Consider the following 24775-nt stretch of genomic DNA (forward strand, 5'->3'; position numbering starts at 1 on the left):
GTAGCAATCAATCTCTACTTCTCCCCATACCATAGCTTCAGACGATTTTGAATCAGGCCAGTGAAGATTTCTTCAGCCTTTGGTACACCCGCCTGATCCAGCTCTTGGAGCATGCGGTCATACACGGCATCGAATTGATCTGGCTTGGCGAGTACGGCCTCAGGAATCCGTTTGCGTACAATGTCCTGCGACTTCTGATAAATAACATTGTAATTTGTATTGGTCGGAACAGGCATGTTGTAGGCAGCACCCCACTCTTTTACCGGAAAATCCTTTTCGTTCGGGAACAGGTCTTTCCATGTCCGAGCTTTATATGCCTGAAGGGATTCTTTTTCCGCTTGGCTATAATTTTCGGTAATCATCTCCGGATAATTGGTTGTGTAATAGTTGCCAGTAGGGTCCTTCACGCTATCGCCGTAATGTGGTCCCCATATCCAATACAAACCGATACCTGATTCTCTGCTAAAAGAAGCGTTATCTTTGTTTTTGCGTTCTTGCACAGCTGCAGGAATGACTCGTTTGCCGTTCTCTACATTGTAATGCTGGCCTTCGATCCCCCAATTACGTAAAATTTGCCCTTCATCGGAGGCCAGGAAGTCCAGAAACTTGATCGCTCGCACCGGATTTTTGCATGAAGTTGTAATGCCAATCCCAGACGCAGTATCGAAACCAATGGGCTGGAGGGAATGATCCTCGTATTGCTCATTTAAAGTGACCGGAAAGTGGGAATAGGTGTATTCATCCTTACCTGCTGCCTTGAGCGCATTTTCGGCATCCTGGTAGTTCCATTCCTGATCAATCAGTCCGATGACACGACCTGCGGCGATTTTGGATTTGTATTGATCACTTTTTTGTACAAAAGTATCCCTATCCAACAGACCTTCATTGTACATATGGTTTAACCAACGAAAATACTCTCGCTCCTCCGGGCGTTTGTAGTGAAGAATGGCTTTGTGTGTTTTAGGATCAATATAATATTCTCCATCGTCTGGTCCACCTGTAGCTGTAACTGCCGGGTTTGTCACAGTAATCTGCATTTTCCAGTCCTCGGCATCGAGTGATAAAGGGATGGTAGGCTGGCCATTGGTAGTAGGGTATTTGGCGACATAATCTTTAAGTGCTTTTTCAAAATCTTGAACGGTGCGAATTTTGGGGTATCCGAGTTTCTTAAGGGCTTGATGCTGGATTTCGAAGCCTGCTTGTGCATCAAACGCGATGTGATCTACGCCCAAATTGGTTGGGATGGTGTAAATGGCGGGATCTTCACTACTGTATTTAATACGATTAAAATAATCTCCATACACTTTCTTAATGTTAGGACCGTATTTATCAATCAGGTCGGTTAAGTCAATGAGTGCTCCGGCATCGACCAGCTTTCCAATGTCTCCTTTGGGGTACACGAGATCAGGGTACTCTCCGCTAGCAGCCATTAAGGCAAACTTTTCCTCACCTCGACCGTTAACAGCATGTTCGGCATTTAGTGTAACACCCGTTTTCTTGATAATTTCCTGCCCGACAGCGTCCTTCATGTTATTCCAGTTGGAGCTTGAGTCACCGCCAAAGAACGTTAATGTAATGGGACTGGTGTCATCGGGGTCTTCCTTTTCTGCCGTACCGCCTTTGCTATTCGCGCAGCCCGTTGTAACGAGCAGCAGCAAAGCCAGAAGCAGGATGGAGCATTGTTGTACCGACCTGTTCGTGAACATCTGCAAATCCCCCTTAATAAGTATGATTTACACAATGTAAGTGCTTTCATTAGTAAATTGTAGGAAATAAAGAAGCTTACGTCAAGTTATTTATGTTTATTTGTTATGTGTTTTGTTTTTTATTAAGCAAACATATTTAATGAAAGGTGTGGATTTGTGCAAATCCATCGTTTGATGATCTAAAACAAAGTATGCTACGATGGTACCAGTTTATAGGCATACCTGTATATTTAGAAGACTAAGGTAGAAAAAGATTTCGAATAGGGTTGGGTGAGGAGATGCGTGGAAAAGTAACATTGCAGGAAATTGCGGATGCGGCGGGTGTTTCAAAGTTCGCTGTTTCACGTGCACTGTCAGGCAAACCCGGTGTAAGTGAAGAGACGAGGGCGCTGCTGGTTAAGCTTGCTGCCCAGATGGGTTATTTTCGCAGTCATCCCAAAATGACCGGGGTAGAGCCTCGGGACACAGATGCCAGAGAATGGTCGGGTACCGTGCTGGTGTTATTTCCGAATATTCGACACCAGAATCGGGAGTCCAGGTACTGGGGACCTGTATTTGAAGGGATTTCCGAGCGTCTGAACCGCAAGGGATTGGATATGATCACGTTAACGGAGCCTTCAACTGATGATATGTTTTCTTTGCTGAACCCGGAGGCCATTAAAGGGATAATCACAGTAGGAACAATTTCAACTACGTTGTTGCTGAACATTTATCGAATGGGTATTCCAGTCGTCATGGTGGATCATTGGGACTCTGCATTTTTAAGTGATGCGGTGTTTACGGATAATCGCACATGCATGAATGAATTAATGAAGGATTTGCTGTGTAGGGGTTATGCCCACTTTCAGTTTGTGGGTCATATTGACGACGCTCACAGTTTCTATGAACGTTGGGAAGCTTTTCGGTCCGCACTGGAAATGAGCGGAGTAGAATTACGGCAGAACAAAGCCCTTATTTATGGGGGAGCGCAGGCACTTGCCGAGGAAATGGACAAGTTGCCCGAGGATGAGCTGCCAGAGGTTTTTGTTTGCGCTAATGACGTGACTGCTTCGCAAGTCGTGGAAGTGCTGAAAGGAAAGGGGATTGACGTTCCGAGGCGGTGCGGGGTGACCGGGTTTGACGATACGAATGATCAAATGCCGATTTATGCCACGGTGAGAGTGGATAAGGAACTGTTGGGGATGCGAGCGGTGGACCAGTTATTATGGCGCATCATGAATCCAAGCTCGCCTGTGGAAAAAAAGCTGCTGCACGCTGATCTACTCATACGGGAAGTTCACGCGCCACGGATCAGCCGGGAAAATGATGATCGTGATCGTTCCTTTAGCACAATTAAATATAGTTGATGTCCGGATATGTGGGATGAATTCGATCCACAGTGAAGACGAGGGAAGTCGCTTTTAGCCTGTTTAGGGGTAGAGGGCGACTTTTATTTTGTGTTTTACCGGTTGTTCCAAAAAAACAATTGACTAACTTGTTAGCTTAATGTTATTTTTGTTATGTTGATGAGTGATCCAGATGTTCCCAATCATCCTTATAGGGAGGCTTGCGACGATGATTAATGTAATAGGATTGGATGGCTGGAGGTTTAGGGAAGCACAAACTGATGAGTGGCTCAGTGCGAAAGTGCCGGGTTGTGTGCATACCGATCTTTTGCAACATGGTAAAATTCCTGACCCTTTTATCGGTATGAACGAGATAGAGGTACAGTGGGTTGATAAGCAGGATTGGATATACGAAGCCTATTTTGAGATAGATGCAAATCAGCTTCAATGTCAATGTGTAGAGCTGGTGTTGGAAGGCCTGGACACATACGCAGATGTAAGAGTAAATGGTCAAGCTGTCTTATCGGCCAATAATATGTTTCGGGTATGGAGACAGGATGTGAAGGCATTTGTTCAGCAAGGGAAAAATCGGCTTGAAATCCATTTTCGCTCTCCGATTACGGAAGATGTGCCTAAGCTGGAAAGGTTGGGCTATGGACTTCCCGCACCGAATGATCAGTCCGAAATAGGTAGCTTGTCCGATAAAAAAGTAAGCGTTTTCGCTCGTAAGGCTCCCTATCACTATGGCTGGGATTGGGGACCAAGGCTGGTGACGAGCGGGATCTGGAGAGAGGTTCGGCTTGAAGCTTGGTCTGGACTGATCGTGAGAGACTTATTTATTCGACAGGACGAAGTGAGTACGGAGAGGGCTGAACTCACGGCAGTGGTAGAAATTGAAAATGCAGATGAGATTAGAGATGCCGAGTTGTGTATTTCTGTTGACGGCGGGGTATGGTCCAAACCGGTTCGCCTGCGGAAGGGAAAGCAAACAGTGGAGCTGGGGCTGGTGATAAAGGAGCCGAAGCTGTGGTGGTGTCGTGGACTGGGAGAGCCGCATCAGTATACGTTTGTAGCCGAATTGAAGGAGCAAGCACAGGAAGCGGTGATTGCGGAAAAATCAGTGAAAACGGGACTGCGATCGATCCGTCTTATACGTGAGCGGGATACGGCAGGCGAAAGCTTCTATTTTGAACTGAATGGAATCCCCGTGTTTGCTAAAGGAGCCAACCATATTCCGAATGACAGCTTTGCTGCCGAAGTTACGTTGGAACGATATCGGCATGAAATTGCCAGTGCAGCCGCCTCCAATATGAATATGTTGCGGGTGTGGGGTGGCGGTATTTATGAACAAGACGTATTTTATGACTTGTGTGATGAATACGGCTTGCTCGTGTGGCAAGATTTTATGTTCGCATGCAGCATGTATCCAGGGGATCAGGCTTTTTTGGACAATGTAGCCCAGGAAGCCGAAGATAACATCAAGCGATTGCGCCATCATCCTTGCATTGCGTTATGGTGCGGCAATAATGAGATTGATTCTGCATGGGCCCATTATGAAGAGAATGCGGGCTGGGGCTGGAAAAAGGCCTACACGCCTGAGCAACGAGAACGCCTATGGAATGATTATGAAACGCTCTTTCACCGGATTTTACCAGAGGCCGTAAATACATGGGCTCCGCAGACAGTATATTGGCCCTCCTCACCTCTAATTGACCTGACCGGAGATCGAAACCAGCATGCTCATCCGTCCTCAACAGCAGGAGACATTCATTATTGGGGAGTATGGCATGCGTCTGAGCCGTTTGAGAATTATCACATACATGTGGGCCGTTTTATGAGTGAGTATGGTTTTCAGTCCTTTCCTGAATACAAGTCTGTTCGCACGTATGCGGAAGAGAAGGATTTGGAACTGGAATCTGCGGTGATGCTGGCACATCAAAAAAACGGTTCAGGCAATCGGTTGATTCAAGAATACATGGGACGGTACATGCGGCAGCCCAAGGATTTTACATGTTTTCTTCTCATGAGCCAAGTTTTACAGGCAGAGGCGATGAAAATGGCTATAGAGGCCCATCGTCGTCACAAGCCCTATTGCATGGGGACATTATACTGGCAGATGAATGACTGCTGGCCCGTTGCCTCTTGGTCGAGTATGGACTATTTTGGTCGTTGGAAGGCGCTTCAATATACAGCTAAACGCAGCTTTGCCAATGTGCTCTTGAGTGCAGTAGATACGGAACAGGGGAGTAAAGAACTGCATCTGGTTAACGATACGCTAGAGCCGATAGCAGGTACGCTGCGGCTGACGCTTTTGCATATCCGTGGCAGTCAGGCTATTCGTGATGAGAACGTTAAGGTAGAACAGCCGGCGGGCGGCGCAGGGATCGTACATATACTGCCTACCGACCAATGGCTGAATGGCCTGGATCGTACGGAGCATATGCTGGTCGCACGTCTGATACAAAACGGTGAACAGGTGGCCTCCAGCGAAATTTATTTTGCAGGCACGAAAGAGATGGATTTACCTCTGGCGAAAATTGAAGTGACAGAGATACAGGGAAGTGGGGGCAGTAGGTTCATGCTCTGTTCGGATACACTTGCTAGACATGTGTGGTTGACCGCAGAACAGGAGGGGATTTTCAGTGACAACCACCTGGATCTGGCGCCTGGTATTCCCAAAACGGTGGAATTTCTGACCTTGCGTAACGGTGCCTCCGCATTTGAGGCAGCTGCGCCAGGTGCATTGACGGTACAATCATTGGTCAATTGGATACAAGGGTAGAGGACGGTAAAAGCTTATCCGCCTTGAATACAGTAAGCATCTGTCTCCCGGGGACATGAGGTCAACTTCGGGAGAACAGATGTTTTTTTATCTTCATTTTATGCAGAGTGGAGCGCTTCCATTGAGCTTGAAGCCATTGTGGTGTACACTGTCCAGAACAGGTGTAAATTGGAACGTCAGGAAGGATGGACGGTTACAAGGAGGGAAAGTAACATATGTATGACCGTTTAAGATCGTTAAATTATCCAGTCAAACTTTATATTTTTATCGCACTGGCCTTATGCTCCGTAATCAGTACATTGTGGATCATTAACGTGCGATTGCCCTCAGGGGGCCGCCCTTATTTTTTTATTTGGTGGAATATGATGCTGGCCTGGATTCCTATGCTGCTGACGCTTTTGCTAGATGTCATTCATTGCTCGTGGAGACGGGGAACGAGGACATTTATGCTCTGGATCATAGGGGCTGGCTGGCTTTTCTTTTATCCCAATATACCCTATTTGATTACAGATTTGCTGCATGTATTCGCCAGATATCCATTTCTCGGGGAGCAGCGTTTTTGGGGCAATCCGTACTTTTGGAATCATGTATTAGGGATGCTGCTGGTAGCTGTGCTCGGCCTCACCATGGGGGTTGTATCGCTTGAATCCGTACGACAATTGGTGCAGCGTGCTCGAGGCGGGCTTGTCAGCTGGTTGTTTATGCTGGCGGTACTCCTGCTAAGTAGCCTGGGGATTTATATTGGTCGTTTCTTTCGAGGAAACACATGGGATATTGTGTCTGCGCCGTCCCAGTTGTACACACAAATATCTTCCATATGGGCAGACTCTTTGCAACGCACGCATTTCGTGGAGTTTAGCGGGATGGTATTCGTGATTATGCTCGTTAGCTATGTATCCACGATGTGCGTGGTCTGGATGGGGAACAGCCGCCGGGACGAATGGCATCGCTGGTGATTACGATGGGGCTGAGTGGCTAATTATCATCATAAGATAAAATGTAAAGGCAAAGGAGGAATAGCTACAATGAACGGACAGAACCGATCTGATATCCGCGCTGGTCTTCAGGTGGATATTGTGCTTAAAAAGGATCAGCCCACGGGTAAGCTGACGCGAGGAACGGTGAAGGATATTTTGACCAATTCCCCGCGTCATCCGCATGGAATCAAAGTACGTTTGGCAGACGGGCAGGTTGGACGTGTCAAACATATTGTAATGAAAGAAGGATAGAGCTGTAGGCTTAGGAGGGATGATGTATGAATCAGGCAACGGCATGGTCTAAAAATGATCGTTACCCGCTTGTTTTACTTGTACTGCTGGTGCTTGCTCTCATTTGGTCCTTGGTTCGTCCGGCGGATTATTTTACATGGGTACTGGAAGTTCTCCCAGCCGTTTTGGGAGCTGTACTGCTGGCGGCTATTTACCGTCGATTTCGGTTTACCAATCTGGTATACACCCTCATCTGGCTACATGCATTGATCCTGATTGTCGGCGGGCACTATACCTATGCTGAAATGCCGCTATTCAACTGGATTCGGGATACGTTTGGGCTGGAGCGCAATTATTATGATCGACTTGGGCATTTTGCGCAAGGTTTTGTGCCTGCACTCATTGTCAGGGAAGTGCTGCTACGTAAGACGACTTTGGGAAGCGGGAGCTGGCTCACTTTTCTAACGGTTAGTGTATGTCTTGCGATCAGTGCTGTGTACGAACTGATTGAGTTTGCCGTTGCCAAGGCAACCGGTACAGCGGCAGAGGCCTTTTTGGGAACACAGGGAGATATATGGGATACTCAATGGGATATGCTTCTTGCGTTCATCGGTGCCCTGACAGCGGTGATTTTGTTAAGCGGGGTACATAACAAGCTGCTTAAGCAGCTAAAGGTGTAGCAGAGTTTCTTGAAAGTCCAATATTTTTGAGGGCTATATTCGCGTCACAGGGTAGCTGTCGAGATGTAGGGTCGCTGCATCCATGTAGCTGTCCAGCAGCCGCTCAAAAATACGGTCCCATGTCTGCTCCAGACTGTATGCTCTACCGGTTCTGGACAGAAAGTCGCGAAGTGGGGCATCCTCGTACAACAGGAGTACAGCTTTGGCAAAGGCAGCCGCGTCCCCAGCTGGACACAGTAGCCCTGTTTTCCCATCGATTATATTGTCTTTGACCCCGCCTTCATTCGCGCCAATCACGGGTGTGCCGCTGGCCATAGCCTCCAACACGATGTTACCGAAGGTTTCTGTAGTGGAGGGAAAGAGGAATACATCGGCTGCAGCGTAGAGTTCAGCTAATTCCGGTCCTTTTACAAAACCAAGCCAGTGAACTGCGTGCTCTGGCACCCCGATATCTGCTGCAGTTTTGTACTTAAACAATGGGCCATCTCCTGCAATGATCAGTACTGAGGCTGCGCGGACGTCGTCGGGTAACTGGAGATAGGAATCCAGTAACGTGTCTATCCCCTTTTCCGGTGCAAGTCTGCCCACATATAAAATCACAAATGCGTCTGCATGAACGCCCCATTTTTCCCATATCGCTTCGCGATTCACTGTGGGCTGGAAGCGGTCGGTATCAATTCCTCTACCCCAGATTTCGAGCTGTCCCATTCCTTTATTGCGTAACAATTCCATGGTTGACCGAGAGGGGACATATACCCTTTCACAATGTCTGTGAAACCAGAGCATGTATTTCCATAATGCAGGTTCAAGCCAGCGAAGCTTGTAGTATTCGAGGTATTTATCAAAGTGGGTGTGATAGGAGGCGACGAGTGGAATATGGTGTTTGGCAGCGTAGCTTGTTCCATACAAGCCAAGGTTAAACGGAGTAGCGACATGAATTAGATGCGGGGAAAAGGCTGACAGGCGCTCGTTGATTTGTTTGGCATTAGGGATCGCAAGTCTGCATTCCCGGTACAATAAAAAGGGAATACTTCGAAATCGCTCCACGCCCGGCCCCGAGGACAGATGATGATCTGCCTCCGGTGCGAAGACAAGCGTAGATACCCCATGTGTCTCCAAATAGCCAATCCATCGTTCCAGTGTCAGAGCAGCGCCATTGACATCAGGCGTATACGTGTCAGTAAATAATGCGACTCGAAGCATGCCTTCATTCCTCCTCCGCCATTCTCATTTATCCTATGATGTTCCAGGGGAGTCCGCTTGGAGGCTCCGGCTTTTATTGTGTCATGATTTTGTTTACGGGCTTGCTGGGTTTTGTAAAAGTTGGCCTGCGGACAGGCACTCTTCTCAGATTTTACTAATCCATGGCACGATAAGTTCCTCTTGTGAGGTTGATGCATATAGGTTAATTCTGTTGATATGTATCCTAGTAGGAGCTGTACATTTCATAAATATTCCTGATCTCCGATGGTTTTGGGTAATAATAAAACATGGACTTTGTCTTGAAATTTCATTATAGTAATTCGGTATGAATAAATTTGAAGGGTAAGCAGGAGGGATGGCTGTGGCTTTTGGAGCACGGGTGTTAAAAACGGGAATCGCAGTGACGCTCGCCCTTTTTCTGAGCACGCTTTTGAACACCCATTCGCCTGTGGGGGCAGCGATAGCCGCTATTTTTGCCATGCAACCGTCGATATATAGGTCGTGGCGTTATTTTCTGGATCAACTCCAAACAAGCACATTAGGTGCAATCATGGCGTTGCTGGGCGGAATGGTATTTTCGAATGAGCCGATTGCGGTCGGACTGGTATGTGTATTGGTACTTATGATATGTCTGAAAATAAACATGGCTGATACGGTTGGATTGACACTTGTGACCGTTGTTTCTGTCATGGAAGCTTCAGGGGACTGGAAATTTGCAGTAACCCGCTTTGCGCTGACTCTGATCGGGATTGTGTCTGCTTTTGTCATCAACATTACCGTTTTTCCTCCCAAACCGAAAAGGCAGTTTATCAATCAGATTCAAAATGTATTTAACAGCATGTCCTTGCTGCTGCGAACTGCCATTTCCGATGAGATTAAGGAGTCTGTCTTTAGAGAGGAAAAAGGAAATTTGGAGGGAGCTATTAAATCACTCTCGGATAAATATCATTTGTTCGAAGAGGAGCAGAAAAAGCTCAAGCGCACCAAGTTCAGTCAGACGAGACAAATGGTCGTATACAAACAAATGCTCGAAAGTTTGCACAAAGGTTACGAGGTCTTGGATGCGGTGGAAAGGCACTACTTCCAATCTTTACGTCCAGAGGGAACAGATGCGTTTTTTGACGACCATCTGGAGCGGCTGATTCGTTTCCACGAGCACGCTCTGCTGAAATTCGAAAATAAACTGAAACCAAATGAGGATGAATGTGAATTGTTCCAGCAGGCTAACGGTGATTTTATGAAGCATGCAATTACACGTTTTGACCATTGTCAGGAGGGAATGCTACGGCTTTCCATCGTAGCTGCGACGATGTACGACTATGGTCATCAACTGGAGCGATTGAGCAGACTGGCCGACCATATTCATCCTGTGGAAGAGAGCCGATAGGCGATTTCGGAAAAAAGAAAAGGCGACCGTATTCATCAATCAGATGGACGGTCGCTTTTTTATGTAATGAATTTAATAAAGTAGGAACAGCCTAATGGAAGGTTGCCAGAAAGCACAAAAAAAGCCCACTGGTTGCGAACAGGGACTGAACTTGCTACAATAGAGGATGCTATGTTTTACATAGTAAAACCGTATTGCATAAGTTGTTAACACATTACTTGTTACATTATAGCATGCTTCAAAGGAATAGTCAATTTTCCCGGATCAGGGGGATGCGATGAGTATGCCCGGGTCCATAATAGAGCATAGTTTGTACGCAAGGGAGCCCTGCGCGGAGCAGGAGGAAACGGAACAGGAGCGATGTCAGTGACTACTGAGCAGCAATGGAATGAGGAACAACAAAGAGTAGAAGATGTGACCGCAGTCATTAGCGGGCGTATTCGGAAGCTGGAGACAGAGGTTGGTTCTGTGCGAGGCGATGTCGTCGATATGCGTAAAGACTTCTGGGATGAGGTAACGATCAATTTCAGTGAGGCGGATGATGTGGGAGAGACGTCCACCAGTTTGCGTCAGCAGTCTGAGATTTTGTCTGAGCGGGAACGAAGACACAAGCATTCCACTGAGGCGTTAGGTCGTTTGAAAAAGTTGCTTGACTCACCTTATTTTGCACGTATTGATTTTGCTGAGGAAGGGCAGACTGCGGAGCGTATTTATCTGGGGATTGCCTCCCTGCTGGATAACCAGGATGAGGAATTTCTGATCTACGACTGGCGCGCACCTATTTCGAATCTTTATTACGATAACATGCCAGGTCCCGCTTCTTATAAGACCCCAGCAGGAGAGATGGAAGGAGAACTGACACTCAAACGCCAATTCTCGATCCGTGACGGACAGATCCGCTTTATGTTCGATACCGGCGTCACCATTGGAGACGAACTCCTTCAAGCCGTATTAAGCCGGAGCTCGGATGCTCAAATGAAAAGCATTGTCGCCACCATTCAAAAGGAGCAGAATCGCATCATTCGTGATGATCGAAGCCGGATGCTGATAGTTCAGGGAGCGGCAGGAAGCGGCAAAACCTCCGCTGCGCTTCAGAGAGTAGCATATTTGCTATACAAGTATCGGGATCACTTGCGAGCAGATCAGGTCGTGTTATTCTCGCCAAACCCCATGTTCAACAGTTATGTTTCGACAGTATTGCCTGAATTGGGTGAGGAAAATATGCTTCAGGCCACATTTCAGGAATATTTGGAACGGCGTTTGGGCCGGGAGTTTCAGCTAGAAGATCCTTTTGAGCAGCTGGAATATGTGCTATCAGCGTCGTCACAGCCTGGGTATGAGGCTAGGATGGAAGGTATCCGCTTTAAGTCATCCAAGACGTTCTTACATGTTATTACAGGCTACAAAGCGCACCTGGAACAAAAGGGAATGCGTTTTAAACCGGTTCGTTTTCAGGGACGTGAGGTGATTTCAGTAGAGCAATTGGCAAGCAAGTTTTATGGATTTGACTCGGCTGTGCGGCTGGCGAACAGATTGGAGCTGCTGCGTGATTGGATGCTCAAAGAACTGGCTCGCTTTGGTAAGGAAGAATGCTCCGCTCCTTGGGTGGACCAGCAGATGGATCTGATGGAGCCGGAGGATTATCAGCGTGCATATAACCGCATGCGCCGGAAATCCAAGAATAAAGGCGATACCTTCGACGACTTTACGCGTGAAAGAGAAATATTGGCGCGTATGGTGGTCAGTGATCGCTTAAAGCCCCTGCGCAAGTGGATTAAGGCACTTCGCTTCGTGGATACAACCCGTCTATACAGCGAGCTGTTTATGAACGAGACGTTATTAAGCGAACTGTCGAATCATGCAGAGCTGCCCGTCAACTGGAGTGAAATTAGTCGGCAAACTCTGAAACGCATTCAGGCTGGAGAACTAGCGTATGAGGATGTGACGCCCTTTTTATATTTGCGTGAGCTGATGCTGGGCTTCCGCTCCAATAGCAACATCCGTCATGTGTTTATTGATGAGGCACAGGACTATTCACCATTCCAGCTGGCGTTCTTCAAACGATTATTTCCACAGGCTAAAATGACAGCACTGGGCGATTTTAATCAGGCTATCTATGCCCATGCTTCGGTGCTTCAGGATGCAGAACCATTGTATGACCTGTATGGAGTAGAACAGACCGAGATGATTTCCCTGACACGCAGCTATCGTTCCACACAGGAGATTGTAGAGTTTACCCGGGGGATGGTAGCAGGAGGGGAGCATATTGTTCCGTTTAACCGTAAGGGTGAGAAGCCTCTGGTAACCGAGGTGAACTCGCGTGAAAAGCTGCATCAACTGATAACTGAGAATGTTACAAAATTGCTGGCAGAGGGTTATGAATCCATAGCGGTGATCTGTAAAAATGCTGATGAAAGCGCGGCAGCCTACGAAGCACTAGAAGGACAACTGCCAGTAAAGCCAAAATTAATTAAGAAAACAACTCCCGCTTTTGAAAAGGGGATTCATATTATTCCGGCCTATCTGGCGAAAGGCGTGGAGTTTGATGCGGTTCTCATTTATGACGGATCGGCCCAAGAATACCAGCGTGAGAGTGAGCGTAAATTGTTCTACACGGCCTGTACGCGAGCGATGCATTTGCTGCATATCTATAGCATAGGGGAGATTACGCCATTCGTGAGTTCGCAGGAATCGGAGACGTATATCCGTAAAGTGAAATAAAGTGACCAGGTTCTTTAGGGGCGGCTGGCAATATTGAGCGTATTCCAGTAACATAAGCAAATAAGCCAAACAGGTAAGAAGCATAAACGGAGGTTACAAACGTAATGGACATGAAAAGAGTATTTCAACGCCCACCGCTGGCGGACTGTGTGCCCGAGTTGGTAGCTACAGCTAGAGGGGAGCGCAAGGCATCGCTGGTGATCCGCGGAGGAACGCTGGTCAATGTGGTATCGGGCGAATTGTTACCGGGCATGTCTATTGCTGTGCAAGGCTCTCGTATCGCCTACGTTGGTAGAGACGTTAGCCATACGATTGGAGAAGACACCGTAATCATTGAAGCGGAAGGCCGCTATATGGCACCGGGTTTGCTGGACGGACATTGTCATATCGAAAGCACACAGCTCACCGTAACTGAATTCGCGAAGGCTGTACTGCCGCTGGGCGTGACGGGCGGTTTTTTTGACCCACATGAAATTTCCAATGTGCTCGGTCTAAAAGGGCTTCGTCTAATGCTGGACGAAGCCCGCACGACACCGCTGGCTGCTTACATGCAGGTAGCTTCCTGCGTGCCTTCCACAGGCCCAGAGCTGGAAACGACCGGTGCCTCTTTCGGTCCGGCGGAAGTCGCAGAGGCTCTAAGCTGGGGCCCAGATATGATTGGACTGGGCGAAGTAATGAATTTCCCTGGCGTCGTCTATGGTGACGACGTGATGATTGGGGAAATTCAGGCCACGCTGCGCGCCGGCAAGGTGGCGGACGGCCATTTTACATGGGCCTCCGATGATTGGCGGCTGCCGGTCTACGCAGCCGCAGGAATTACGGGCGATCACGAATGTGTCACGCCCGAGGATGTAGCCGAGCGCATCCGGCTCGGCATGTATGCCAAGATGCGGCAAGGCTCCGCATGGCATGATGTGGCCGAGACGATCCGTGCCAGCACGGAAATGGGTCTCGACACGCGCCGCATGATGCTGGTGACGGATGATCGCAGTGCGGAATCCCTGCTCCATGAAGGGCAGATGGACTTCGTGGTGCGTCATGCGATTGCGCAGGGCGTTAAACCCGTGACTGCCTTTCAAATGGCAACGCTGAATACGGCAGAGCGCTTCGGCGTAGCACGGGACATTGGCTCGATTATTCCCGGTGCGATTGCCGATATTATCCTGCTTGATGGCCGCTTGGCCGAAGTGAATGTGACGGCTACCATCGCAGCGGGCCAACTGGTGGCTGAGTACGGACAAATGGTCGCCGACTGGGAAGGCTTTGTTTATCCTGCGGAAGTGATGGACACGGTCCATTTGGGTCGAGAGCTGAGTGCTGCAGATTTTCGTATTGCGGCTCCAGTACAGGAAGGGAATGTACCTGTACGGGTAATTCGTGTCACGGAAAATCATGTGGATACGAAGGAAGTGCGGATGACCGTTCCGGTGCGTGATGGTGAAGTTGCATCAGATCCTGCGCAGGATTTGTGCAAAATCGCCGTTTTCGAGCGGCATCATGCCAGTGGCAGCCACGCGGTGGCGCTTGTGACAGGCGTCGGCTTCACCGAGCCGGCTGCAATTGCCATGACCGTAGCGCATGACAGCCACAACCTGCTCGTCATTGGTAATGATGACGAGCTCATGACCCAGGCGGCGAAGCAGGCCGTTGCCCTGCGTGGCGGCGTGGTGGTTGTATCCGCCTCGGGTGAGACGCGCTTCCCGCTCCCGATCGCTGGGCTGATGTCCCCAGCTCCGTTTGCAGAGGTGGCTGCGCAGTCCGAAAGTATCAGCCGGGCACTTCAGCAATCCGGCTGCATGCTGAACAACGCGCTGATGACACTGTCGTTGCTCGCACTGGTCGTAATCCCTGAAATCCGCCTGTCGGATCAGGGACTTGTCGTGATCGGAGCCGACGGTATACGCAAGGTGTCTCTTTTCGTGGAAGAGGATGCTACGGAAGCCTGATAGAATACGTCGCTGGGGGTTGTCCTGCAGGTCTACCCAGACCTGAGGGATAGCCCCTGTTTTCTTATATAGTCCGAAAGGTATCTTTAATTCCTTAATCAACGTTTTGTGGGGTGGTGAGCAGATGCAATTATATTATCGTTCATTAGAAAAAATGGCTCATCAAGCCTCAATTATAGATCAGGATTGGAACAGGTTTGTAGAGCAAACCCGTGTGAGGCATGTTCAGCAGGGTACATATCTTATTGAAACAGGGGAACCTGTGAAACATGCTTATTTTTGTTCGGAGGGATTATTCCGGTTGTTTTATACTTTGGCAGATGGTAGAGAATATAATGTTGGTTTTTCACCAGAAAATGATTATGTAACCTCTTATGGCGCTATGGTTCAAGGTAAACCATCCACTTTTACGATTGAGGCCATGGAAGATTCGGTTGTTATTGAAATTCCATATCATGTCCTGAAGGAGCTTATGGATACAAGCCATAGGTGGGAAAGATTCGTGCGTAATAGCGTGGAAAGACTATACATTCGCAAGGAGGAACGAGAACGCGAATTGTTGTATCTTTCTGCTAGGGAACGTTATGATGCCTTTCTTCTCAAGTATCCCGGGTTGGACAAACGAGTTGCACAATACCATATAGCTTCGTACATAGGTGTATCCCCCGTCTCACTTAGTCGTTTGCTGCGCAGCGAGCCGCATTAACCTATGTTAATGCGGCTTGGCAGACAAGCAGCGTACAATAACGATAAATCCATTCAAACTTCACAAAAAAGGAGATAGGCATATGCGTTATATGATGATTGTATTATTGGAATTCTACCCTTCCTGGTTGGCTCTTCCTCGGGAAGAACGTCGCAAACATGCGGGAACCTTGCAGGCTCATATTCAGAAGTACAGCGAACATGTTCAGGTTCGTTTTTTTGATGCAGAAGCGCTGCCCGGAAAGGACTATACAGATTTCGTCGTATGCGAAACAGAGGATATGAAGCAATATCACTATATGTGGGAAGAAATTCGTGATTCGGAGCCGTATACTAAAGGGTACATGAAGATTAAAGATGTTTTGATGGGGATGGAAAATGCATTTCAGTCCTATGAGTCCGAAATGCTACAGATGGACAAATAACCCATCATACTCCCTTACTATGTAAAAAAGTTCAGCTTGTATAGGATTTATACAAGGCGAGTTCCCAGGCTTTTCTATTAGCTGGGAATTCGCCTTTTTCTATTAAAGACGCTAATAAGACAAAATCGCATTATACAACGGTATCACTTATAACCTTCAGAAATCCATTATTTGTTGCATTATTAATTAACTGATTAATAGATTTTGCTGCGCTATCGCTAAACAAGTACCACTCATCTTTGGATACGTCATGAATCAAAAACTTGGGATACCCGACTAAAACTTCGGATGGAAAGGACTGGATTAAAGAATACACGTCAAAACGAGCTAAGCTTTTCCCCTTTTGGTCTAAGAAATCGTATTGTGCATTTTTATAATAAGACCCAAGAGTGTCAATAGTGAAGCTCCAAGAATAGTTTTCAGGTGCTTCAACCTTTTCACCTTTGTTTTTTGCAAACATATTATAAATGGTTTTGTTATATGCATTGCCGTGAATTTGCTGAACTACGCCGCCCATGATCATATGGTACTCCTGTTGAACTGCCTTTACTTGTACACCGTTTATGAACAATGGTTCAGTAGTAATAGTCACTATAAGGTTGCTGTAATTGACTTTACATCCGAACGCCTCTGCAATAAAACGAAGTGGAACATATATGCGATTATTTTTCACGTATGGTTTTACATCAAGCAGTATCTTTTTACCGTTTTTCTCCGCTATGCTTCTGTTTATTGCTAATTTTACTTTCATATCGCTCTTAGCGAGAATAACCCCGGAATCGGACCACTCGACGCTAGCCCCCAAACTTTCGCTAATAACACGTAAAGGTACCATTGTACGTTTGTTCTTCATTTCTGGCTTCGCATCGGTTGCAATAGCCACACCGTCAATTTTGATTTGATTTTGTGCTGCATATGTAGTGGACGATGAAATACATAAAAAGATAGCAAGAAAAAAAACAAAGAATGCTTTGTTCATAAATGACTTCTCCTTTTTTAAATAAATTTGTTGCGTAGCAACTTTTCACCCTATTCAGACGCGACTGGATAAAATTAGTTGCGCTTTCCTATTCATTAACTGAACGTAACAACCAGTTTGTACTATTCAATCTGATTTCCGATATTTACCAACTAAAAACTCCTAATCTCCCTGGGGAATTATGTCGATAACATTGAATATTGTTCATAAAATTTACAAAGTAAATCTTTAGGGGGAAAGTTAATGAGAAAACAGCTAAAAGTTGCGATTTCTCTAGCATGTTTATTGATGTTTATAGGTTGTTCAGCATCACCAGTATCAGAGCAGACGACTAAGATTACATTTTTGAATTCCAAATCTGAAATAAAAACCCAATTGGAAGAAGTGGCAAAACAATACAATCAAGAGCATCCGGAAGTATCTTTAGAAATTATTACTGCTCCAGAGGGAACGTCTGCATATCAAAAGCTGATGTCGATGTACGGCTCAGGAAGTCCAGCAACGATGTCGATGCTTGACCCGGGAGACACGCAGACATTCCTGGATAAAGCCGTTGATTTAAGTAAAGAGAAGTGGGTAGCCGATACGATAGAAAATGGACTTGACGCCGTTAAGAAAAACGATGCTGTGCTGGGATTTCCATTTGCAGTGGAAGGCTATGGATTAATCTATAACAAAAAAGTATTGGACAAGGCAACAGGGGGTTCTTTTGATCCTTTTTCGGTGCAAAGTAGAAGCAGCCTGAACTCATTAATGGCTAAGATTCAGCAGTCGGGAGTAGCACCGGTCATGCTTTCACCAATGGACTGGTCTCTCGGCTCTCATCTTTTAGCTCTGTCTTATTCTGTTCAACCCGAAGGTTTTCCAGAGTTTGTTAAAGGTATGCAGATCAACTCCATCGATTTGTCCCAAAACAGTGTAATGTCTGGATGGGTACAAACTTTAGACCTGCTCAAGGATAACAGCATCAATAAGCACTCGCCTTTGGACAGTACGTATGACGATGGAGCCAAAGCTTTGGGAGAGGGCAAGGTAGGGCTTTGGTTTATGGGTAACTGGGCTTGGAATGGAATAAAGAGCAATGATACGGCAAATGAGGAATACGGTTTTTTGCCTCTTCCGTTAAATGATAATACGAATGATCCAAACAATTCAAAGATCACAGTTGGTGTGACAAAGTATGTATTCATCGACTCCACAGCTACCACGCCTCAGCAGCAAGAGGAAGCCAAGAAATTTTTAAACTGGCTGGTATACGAAAAGTCCGGTCAGGAACTTTTGGTCAACAAGGCCAATGTTATACCGGCCTTCAAGAGTATTGACTTGGTGCCTACCGATCCCTTGAGTAAATCGATCAAGTCATATTTGTCGAGCGGAAAGACGCTGCCGTTTATGGCAACACTTCCACCTGATCATGGGGCCATCACAGGAGCATCTATCCAAAGCTACATTAGTGGAAAGATAGATAAGACTGAGCTGTTGCGCCAAATACGCATATACTGGAAAGCTCAGCGGGGATGATATGAGACCAGTCACGGGAAGGAAGATAAGGATGTTTAAATTAACGTTAAAGAAAAAAATAATTAGTGCAGCTCTCATACTGGTTGTCGTACTGTCCCTTTCAAGTGTTATAGGAGTCATTAAGATGTCGGAAATGGGAGAGGCTTCTGATAAGGTAAATAACAGGTCTTTACCTGCGGTTATTCTTCTTCAGGGTATGGATAAGCAGATTACAGAAATCGATAGACTAACTGTTCGATTGATACTCGAAGAGGATGAGGCTATTCGCACCACTTATCAAGAAGAACTAACCAAAGCTACAGCTTCAATGGATAAGAGTGTAAATAAATATCAAAGTTTAGCCTCTACAGCGGAGGAAAAAGAACTGTTCACCAACTTTTATGGTCAGTGGGCAATGTATCTTCGCCATCTAAAGGTGGTTTCCGCTGCCATGGAAGAAAACGACAAAGTGATGGCCTACATGATCGTTCATGGAAATTCTTCTATTTATAAGGCGGCATTAGACGATGTAAATAAACTGAAGGTGCTTAATGAGCAGTATGCCACTGAGGCAGCTAATCAATCGAGTCAATCTTACCATTCAGGTAGACTTTTGATGATTTCTTTGACTATCATATGTACGATCCTGGGAATTATCGGTTCTTTTTTACTGGCTCAATCGTTCACTAAGCCCATATTAAGGATAGCGGAACAGATAAAGCTGGTAACGAGGGGGAACCTGCAAGTGGAACCTCTTAGGGTCCGATCCAAAGATGAGGTCGGGGAATTGGCATCCGATTTTAATGAAATGTGCGATTCACTGCGCAACCTTTTAAAGGAAGTTGTGGATAATTCCTTACTGGTTGCTTCTACGGCTGAACAGTTAACAGCCAGTGCAGAACAGACAAGCATTGCTACCGAGCAGATAGCTATAAGTGCCACTCAAGTCGCAGAGGGATCTCAGACACAGCTTGCAGATATTGCTGAAACACTGAATTACACGGTAGGTGTTTCTAAAAGTGTAGAGAACATAACCAATCGCTTTGTGAATGTAGCTAATCTCACAATCCAAGCACAAGAAAAAGCAAACAACGGGAAAACCCAAATGTCTTCCACTGTCTCTCAAATAAGAGATGTGCATACCAAGGTAACTCAATCCGCTGAAGTAGTAAATATTCTAGGAGAAAAGTCAGCGGAGATTAGACAGATCACAGCTATGATCAGTGATATAGCAGCCCGAACCAACTTGCTTTCACTCAATGCGAGTATAGAAGCTGCAAGAGCGGGAGAGCAGGGAAAAGGATTTGCTGTTGTCGCTTATGAAGTACGCAATTTGTCGGCACAAGCAAGTGAAGCAACCGGCAAGATTTCCTCTCTGGTCAACGAAATCGCATTAAGAACAGACGAAGTTGTCATCTCGATGAATGAAGGTGTTCAATCACTAAATGAAGGTATGATGCTTGTCGAAGGTGTCGGTAACGTCTTTTCTGAAATTGTCGGTGCCGTTGAAGAAGTGAGCGGTGAGGTAGACACTGCGGCTGTAGAAGCAAGATCCGTAAATGAAGGAACCGTTTCTATGGTGGAATCTATGAAGAAAATTGCCGAAATCTCCGAACGTGCAGCCGATTCTACTCAAACAGTCGCAAGCGTAGTCGAGGAAACTACTGCTTCCATGCAGGAAGTGTCTGCAGGTGCTAACATGCTTGCCAAGCGGGCGGAAGAGATGAATCAAACGGTGTCTGTATTCAAAATTTAAAGTAAGTTGGCGGTAGCCTTGGACGAGAAAAACAAGTCCTAGACTACCGCTGTTACCATTAGATTACGAGTGAACGGCTTCAGCTTTTTTAGCAGATCTTTTCAGATCCTGTTTACGGCGTTCCTCTAGATACCGTTCTCCATTTTTCTTGTCAGCTGTCAGCGTAAAGCAGGAAATGATGGTGAACAGACCGGCAATGGAACCCAAAATAACATAAGTGATCGGGAAATTCAGAACTTCATACATATGTCCGACAATAGGTGAGAAAACAGATACCACCAGGGAGCCCATAAACAAATACAGCAGGTACATGGTGGACGATAAGCGCTGGTCAAAGTTGACGGTAATGTACTTGAAGATGGCGACCAGAATCAGCGGTTTTTCCAGGGAGTGAATCATCTTCATCGCAGCCACCCATATGGAACCGAACGGCAGCGAAGAACCGATAATACGCAATGACATGATCGCTCCGGCAATAATCAATGCCCACTTAGCAGTCGTTTTGTTGACAAACCATGGGGTAACAAACAGGAACACAAATTCCAGGAATACTTGCACAGCACTTAAATCACCAAGGAATTGATTTCCTTCTGCTTTAGAACTGAACTGAGATACGAAATAGGTGGCAAATTGCTGGTCATATACCTCATAAATTTGGGTCACACCAACCATGAATAGCATTAGAAACCAGAACTTTGTGGTGCGTACGAGATGCAGTACGTCAGTGAGCTTCAACGATTCAGTTTTCTGCTGCTCCTGTCCAGAAATTTCGACTTTGGTCAGGAAGATGCAGATCATAGCAACAACGGCAGATACGGAGGCAATCCAGAAGGTCAGATTCACATTGATATTGATGACCCGTCCCGCAACAAAGGTAGCAGCTGCCCACCCGAGTGAGCCCCACATACGAACTCGTCCGTATTCAAACCCGTATTTGCGTGACACTTTGTCCATATAGGAATCGACGACACCATTACCTGCATTAAACACCAGGCCGATAAATAGGGCGCCGACAATAGCACCAATGACGAACTGCGTTTGAAGCAATGGACCGTACACATAGATAAAAAAGGGTCCGACGAGCAAAAGAATCGTAAAAAGTATGTACAGCAGATGTTTTCTCAAGCCCAGCTTGTCGGATAAGTACCCAAACAGGGGTTGCATGATCAAGGCAACGATAGAGTTAGCCGCGTATAAAAACCCTGTGTAGGTTTCTGAAATCCCCAGGCTTTGTCCTAGCCAAATGACAAAAAAAGACATGGCGGCAGACCATGTAAACAGATAAGCGAAGTTAAAAACGCTCAAAGACCAATAGTTGCGTTTTGCCAAATTCCTCATGTATAAGCACCCCTTCAAATTGTAGCTGCTCAATGTGTTGACAACGTCATTAAGCATTGTCTGTACTATTAATTGTAAGGAGGATTGAATTGAATCCATAGGGCATTTTCCCAAGATTTCCTGTGCTTATTGCAATCAATTGCCAGGTTGGGTTGTACATAACTTTTCTCATCTTGTAAGAAATAAGTCCTACGTGTAAAATTCTTTATAGTTCATTGAGCTCATTTGGTAGGAGGAGAAACACGGCAAGAAGTAGAATTGTTCTAAGGTCTGGCTGACATGGTCATACTGATAGCACAATAAATTGCTAAAGCAAGGGGATGAAGTGGTTCTTTCGCAAGTACAAAGTTACTTGATACCGTGAACGTATATAGAGTATTGTGTAATGATGAGTTATCGAACCCCACATCTTGAATAACGTTTCACACCGGTCGGGAAGGGTTAGCGGATGGCTATCCCTACTTGGTGCTGCTATAACCCTATGAGCATGTACTACACAAAATAAAAAGAAAATGAATGATAACAAACTGTTGTGATTTCATGGTTGGAGGATTTATTATGTCAAAAAGTGTTTCTTCGTCCTTTATTATTATTATAGGATCGATGCTATTTGCCTTATTTTTTGGTGCAGGGAATCTAATCTTCCCACCTATGCTTGGTCAAATGGCTGGAAAGAATGTGTGGATAGCCAATGCGGGTTTCTTGGTTACCGGAGTTGGCTTACCGTTACTAGCCATCACTGCCTTTGTTTTTTCAGGCAAAAGCAATTTACAAACTTTAGCGAGTCGTGTACATCCTGTATTCGGGATTGTCTTTACAACGATTCTTTATCTAGCCATTGGCCCGTTATATGCAATTCCAAGAACCGGTAGTGTGTCGTTTGAAATTGGAGTCAAGCCTTTTTTTTCAAACCATACAGATCATCCTGTCGCACTTTTTGTATTTACCATTCTTTTTTTTGGGGTTGCATGCTTGTTATCACTTAACCCTACAAAAATTATTGATGTGATCGGAAAGTTTTTAACACCCATTAAATTGACATTCATTGGGATTCTGGTGGTCGTAGCCCTTATTCACCCCATAGGAGCCTTCCAAGCACCTGCCGAAGGCTATACTTCGCACGTCTTTTTCAAAGGCTTTCAAGAAGGTTATTTAACATTGGATGCTCTTGTAGCCTTTATTTTTGGAATTATTATTGTGAATGCAATTAAGGAAAGAGGAGTTACTGCCAAAAAAGAGCTGATGATCATTTGTGCCAAATCGATAACCATTGCGGTTGTCCTCTTAGCATTTATCTATACGTCTCTTGCCTACATGGGAGCTTCTAGCGTTGAAAAACTGGGTGTTTTAGAAAATGGTGCTGAGGTGTTAGCCAAGGTTTCATCCTATTATTTTGGATCTTACGGCTCCATTTTATTAGGCTTAATGATTACAGTAGCGTGTTTAACGACAAGCGTAGGGCTTATTACGTCCTGTTCTTCCTTTTTTCATACCTTGTTTCCGAAAGTTTCTTATAAAAGAATTGCTCTCATGTTATCCATATTTAGTACCATTGTAGCCAATATAGGTTTAACACAGCTCATTAAGGTTTCAACGCCAGTGTTAATTGCAATATATCCTATTGCGATTTCTCTAATATTTTTAACATTTTTACATTCCGTGTTTAAAGGAAAATCAGAAGTATATCAAGGCAGTTTAATATTAACCTTCATTGTTAGTCTATTTGACGGCTTGAATGCTGCTGGAATAAAAATTAAAGTAATTAATGACTTTTTTACTCAAATTCTTCCGTTATATGATGTAGGATTAGGCTGGTTAATTCCCTCTGTTTTAGGAGGAGTAGGGGGGTATATATTCTACTATATTAAACGAAGAAAAATTGTCCTTATACTTATGAAGCCCAAAAAATAAATGATTTGCTTATTCGGTGAATTGGACATGTATAACCAAAAGAAAGAACGAACGGAGAACTTGATCTTCTGTTCGTTCTTTCTTTTTGTAACTTTACGCGCAGCTATTCAAAACAAAATCATAAATTTCCGTCTGTTATAGAAAGGACAGCAAGCGCCTGATCTGCTTCGTGCTGCTTGCGGTATAGCGAAGGAGTCAGACCGTTCCATTTTTTAAAGGTTGCAATAAAATAGCTTAGATTTTCAAATCCCACATCCAGCGCAATATCAACTACTTTGCGGTCACTTTGCTCTAGCAACCTGCAAGCCTTCTGAATCCGCTGATAGTTGATATATTCAACCGGACTTTTCTGCACCATCTGCTTGAAGAAACGACAGAAATGTCCCTCACTCATCCCAACCTCATCTGAGATCTCTCGCAAACGAATGGGCTCATGCGCATGGCTGTTGATGTACGCCAGTGCTTTTTTGATCCGTTCGACCTTGTTGCGTTGACTCGCCATAACCACGTCCTCTCCGCTAGCCGGAGTCATGTGCGGGAACAGGCAGGCAATTATGCTATAGAGCTGCGCCTTGGTCGCCAGTTCACGGGCAGGCGCATTCTGTTCATGGCTAGTGATAATACGTTTCAACGCGGTCAATAGCTCCTGCTCCCAAGGCTGCACACCGCGAATGTGAGGGGGAGGGACGAGTTTTTTATTGATAAATGGTTCAATAAACTGCGTCTGAACTGTATCTTGCGTGCGGCTGTGCAGCATATCCGGGTGAAACACCACCGCAGAAAATACACATCGAGGACTTTTTTGTAAATAACCAGCGTGAAGCTCGCCACTGTGTACAAAAAGGGCTTCACCTTCGCTAACCTCCGTATAGACCATATCCGTCTGAAATATAGCGCTCCCCTGTTCTACTACGATAAACTCCATTTCCTCATGCCAATGGGACTCCAATATACTATTTCCGTTCAATTGCTCTACGCTCGGATATACGCTGACTGGATACATGGGATTGCCGTGAATACGGTTTTCTCTTAACATTTCCCTTTGCATTTTACTGATTCCTTTCGGCACACTGATTTATATAGAAAACATCAAAATATTGATACTAAACGTCAAAATAAAAGAAGTAAACCCTTACATAAATCAATATTATTATAGTAAGGATTTCGAAAAAATCCAATCAGCGATTTGGGAACAAGGAATAT

18 protein-coding genes are annotated in these 24775 nt (G+C 45.6%); 13 read left to right on the plus strand and 5 right to left on the minus strand.

Annotation, left to right across the window (positions count from 1 at the left end):
- Positions 1-14 precede the first annotated feature (14 nt).
- A complete protein-coding gene (locus HFE01_RS04595; protein ID WP_031463280.1) occupies positions 15-1706 on the minus strand; it encodes an ABC transporter substrate-binding protein in 1692 nt (563 codons plus the stop codon).
- A gap of 278 nt (positions 1707-1984) precedes the next feature.
- Between HFE01_RS04595 and HFE01_RS04600 the strand changes: the two genes are divergently transcribed.
- From HFE01_RS04600 to HFE01_RS04620, 5 genes are all read left to right on the plus strand, one after another.
- Positions 1985-3052, plus strand: a complete 1068-nt coding sequence (locus HFE01_RS04600) for a LacI family DNA-binding transcriptional regulator (RefSeq protein WP_016819186.1) — start codon at positions 1985-1987, stop codon at positions 3050-3052.
- 208 nt (positions 3053-3260) lie between these two features.
- Positions 3261-5813 (plus strand): beta-mannosidase, encoded by a 2553-nt coding sequence (locus tag HFE01_RS04605; RefSeq protein ID WP_107734286.1) that lies wholly within the window; start codon positions 3261-3263, stop codon positions 5811-5813.
- Between the two features lie 215 nt (positions 5814-6028).
- A complete protein-coding gene (locus HFE01_RS04610; RefSeq protein WP_107734285.1) occupies positions 6029-6769 on the plus strand; it encodes a DUF1361 domain-containing protein in 741 nt (246 codons plus the stop codon).
- A 69-nt stretch (positions 6770-6838) separates the two neighbouring features.
- The gene (locus tag HFE01_RS04615; RefSeq protein WP_016819189.1) at positions 6839-7042 is read left to right on the plus strand and encodes a YwbE family protein; all 204 of its coding nucleotides are present in this window, start codon (positions 6839-6841) and stop codon (positions 7040-7042) included.
- Positions 7043-7068: 26 nt separating this feature from the next.
- On the plus strand, positions 7069-7701 hold the full coding sequence (locus tag HFE01_RS04620; protein WP_107734284.1) for a DUF2238 domain-containing protein: 633 nt from the start codon (positions 7069-7071) through the stop codon (positions 7699-7701).
- A gap of 33 nt (positions 7702-7734) precedes the next feature.
- Here the strand turns inward: HFE01_RS04620 and HFE01_RS04625 are convergent, their stop codons facing one another.
- Positions 7735-8904: a glycosyltransferase family 4 protein gene (locus tag HFE01_RS04625; RefSeq protein ID WP_107734283.1), complete on the minus strand. Its 1170-nt coding sequence runs from the start codon at positions 8902-8904 to the stop codon at positions 7735-7737.
- A 355-nt stretch (positions 8905-9259) separates the two neighbouring features.
- On the opposite strand from HFE01_RS04625, the gene HFE01_RS04630 reads away from it, so the two are divergent.
- From HFE01_RS04630 to HFE01_RS04650, 5 genes are all read left to right on the plus strand, one after another.
- Positions 9260-10291 carry an FUSC family protein gene (locus HFE01_RS04630; RefSeq protein WP_181323679.1) on the plus strand — a complete coding sequence of 344 codons (1032 nt, stop codon included), beginning with the start codon at positions 9260-9262 and terminating at the stop codon, positions 10289-10291.
- 360 nt (positions 10292-10651) lie between these two features.
- The gene (helD, locus tag HFE01_RS04635; protein WP_243208138.1) at positions 10652-13012 is read left to right on the plus strand and encodes an RNA polymerase recycling motor HelD; all 2361 of its coding nucleotides are present in this window, start codon (positions 10652-10654) and stop codon (positions 13010-13012) included.
- Between the two features lie 104 nt (positions 13013-13116).
- The gene (locus tag HFE01_RS04640) at positions 13117-14958 is read left to right on the plus strand and encodes an adenine deaminase (RefSeq protein ID WP_107734281.1); all 1842 of its coding nucleotides are present in this window, start codon (positions 13117-13119) and stop codon (positions 14956-14958) included.
- Positions 14959-15082: 124 nt separating this feature from the next.
- A complete protein-coding gene (locus HFE01_RS04645) occupies positions 15083-15664 on the plus strand; it encodes a Crp/Fnr family transcriptional regulator (RefSeq protein WP_019686950.1) in 582 nt (193 codons plus the stop codon).
- An 82-nt stretch (positions 15665-15746) separates the two neighbouring features.
- Positions 15747-16088 (plus strand): darcynin family protein, encoded by a 342-nt coding sequence (locus HFE01_RS04650; RefSeq protein WP_019686951.1) that lies wholly within the window; start codon positions 15747-15749, stop codon positions 16086-16088.
- Between the two features lie 130 nt (positions 16089-16218).
- Here the strand turns inward: HFE01_RS04650 and HFE01_RS04655 are convergent, their stop codons facing one another.
- The gene (locus HFE01_RS04655; protein WP_019686952.1) at positions 16219-17067 is read right to left on the minus strand and encodes a copper amine oxidase N-terminal domain-containing protein; all 849 of its coding nucleotides are present in this window, start codon (positions 17065-17067) and stop codon (positions 16219-16221) included.
- A 243-nt stretch (positions 17068-17310) separates the two neighbouring features.
- On the opposite strand from HFE01_RS04655, the gene HFE01_RS04660 reads away from it, so the two are divergent.
- Together HFE01_RS04660 and HFE01_RS04665 are read left to right on the plus strand one after the other, a co-directional pair.
- Positions 17311-18588, plus strand: coding sequence for an ABC transporter substrate-binding protein (locus HFE01_RS04660; protein ID WP_167438170.1), 1278 nt, complete (start codon positions 17311-17313; stop codon positions 18586-18588).
- Between the two features lie 31 nt (positions 18589-18619).
- Positions 18620-20323: a methyl-accepting chemotaxis protein gene (locus HFE01_RS04665; protein ID WP_017425785.1), complete on the plus strand. Its 1704-nt coding sequence runs from the start codon at positions 18620-18622 to the stop codon at positions 20321-20323.
- Positions 20324-20386: 63 nt separating this feature from the next.
- Here the strand turns inward: HFE01_RS04665 and HFE01_RS04670 are convergent, their stop codons facing one another.
- Positions 20387-21661 (minus strand): oligosaccharide MFS transporter, encoded by a 1275-nt coding sequence (locus tag HFE01_RS04670; RefSeq protein ID WP_019686955.1) that lies wholly within the window; start codon positions 21659-21661, stop codon positions 20387-20389.
- Positions 21662-22219: 558 nt separating this feature from the next.
- Here HFE01_RS04670 and brnQ point away from each other — a divergent pair.
- The gene (gene brnQ / locus HFE01_RS04675) at positions 22220-23572 is read left to right on the plus strand and encodes a branched-chain amino acid transport system II carrier protein (protein WP_016819201.1); all 1353 of its coding nucleotides are present in this window, start codon (positions 22220-22222) and stop codon (positions 23570-23572) included.
- A gap of 118 nt (positions 23573-23690) precedes the next feature.
- On the opposite strand, the gene HFE01_RS04680 is transcribed toward brnQ, so the two are convergent.
- The gene (locus tag HFE01_RS04680) at positions 23691-24620 is read right to left on the minus strand and encodes a helix-turn-helix transcriptional regulator (protein WP_016819202.1); all 930 of its coding nucleotides are present in this window, start codon (positions 24618-24620) and stop codon (positions 23691-23693) included.
- Between the last annotated feature and the right edge of the window lie 155 nt (positions 24621-24775).

Source organism: Paenibacillus sp. EKM10P (assembly GCF_011800655.1).
Taxonomy (GTDB): domain Bacteria; phylum Bacillota; class Bacilli; order Paenibacillales; family Paenibacillaceae; genus Paenibacillus; species Paenibacillus polymyxa.

Coding starts and splice junctions, on each gene's coding strand:
- HFE01_RS04660 (WP_167438170.1), top strand. CDS start 17,311: ATGAGAAAACAGCTAAAAGTTGCGATTTCTCTAGCATGTTTATTGATG.
- HFE01_RS04670 (WP_019686955.1), bottom strand. CDS start 21,661: ATGAGGAATTTGGCAAAACGCAACTATTGGTCTTTGAGCGTTTTTAAC.
- HFE01_RS04655 (WP_019686952.1), bottom strand. CDS start 17,067: ATGAACAAAGCATTCTTTGTTTTTTTTCTTGCTATCTTTTTATGTATT.
- brnQ (WP_016819201.1), top strand. CDS start 22,220: ATGTCAAAAAGTGTTTCTTCGTCCTTTATTATTATTATAGGATCGATG.
- HFE01_RS04600 (WP_016819186.1), top strand. CDS start 1,985: ATGCGTGGAAAAGTAACATTGCAGGAAATTGCGGATGCGGCGGGTGTT.
- helD (WP_243208138.1), top strand. CDS start 10,652: ATGTCAGTGACTACTGAGCAGCAATGGAATGAGGAACAACAAAGAGTA.
- HFE01_RS04625 (WP_107734283.1), bottom strand. CDS start 8,904: ATGCTTCGAGTCGCATTATTTACTGACACGTATACGCCTGATGTCAAT.
- HFE01_RS04610 (WP_107734285.1), top strand. CDS start 6,029: ATGTATGACCGTTTAAGATCGTTAAATTATCCAGTCAAACTTTATATT.
- HFE01_RS04645 (WP_019686950.1), top strand. CDS start 15,083: ATGCAATTATATTATCGTTCATTAGAAAAAATGGCTCATCAAGCCTCA.
- HFE01_RS04650 (WP_019686951.1), top strand. CDS start 15,747: ATGCGTTATATGATGATTGTATTATTGGAATTCTACCCTTCCTGGTTG.
- HFE01_RS04620 (WP_107734284.1), top strand. CDS start 7,069: ATGAATCAGGCAACGGCATGGTCTAAAAATGATCGTTACCCGCTTGTT.
- HFE01_RS04615 (WP_016819189.1), top strand. CDS start 6,839: ATGAACGGACAGAACCGATCTGATATCCGCGCTGGTCTTCAGGTGGAT.
- HFE01_RS04680 (WP_016819202.1), bottom strand. CDS start 24,620: ATGCAAAGGGAAATGTTAAGAGAAAACCGTATTCACGGCAATCCCATG.
- HFE01_RS04595 (WP_031463280.1), bottom strand. CDS start 1,706: ATGTTCACGAACAGGTCGGTACAACAATGCTCCATCCTGCTTCTGGCT.
- HFE01_RS04605 (WP_107734286.1), top strand. CDS start 3,261: ATGATTAATGTAATAGGATTGGATGGCTGGAGGTTTAGGGAAGCACAA.
- HFE01_RS04630 (WP_181323679.1), top strand. CDS start 9,260: ATGGCTGTGGCTTTTGGAGCACGGGTGTTAAAAACGGGAATCGCAGTG.
- HFE01_RS04665 (WP_017425785.1), top strand. CDS start 18,620: ATGTTTAAATTAACGTTAAAGAAAAAAATAATTAGTGCAGCTCTCATA.
- HFE01_RS04640 (WP_107734281.1), top strand. CDS start 13,117: ATGGACATGAAAAGAGTATTTCAACGCCCACCGCTGGCGGACTGTGTG.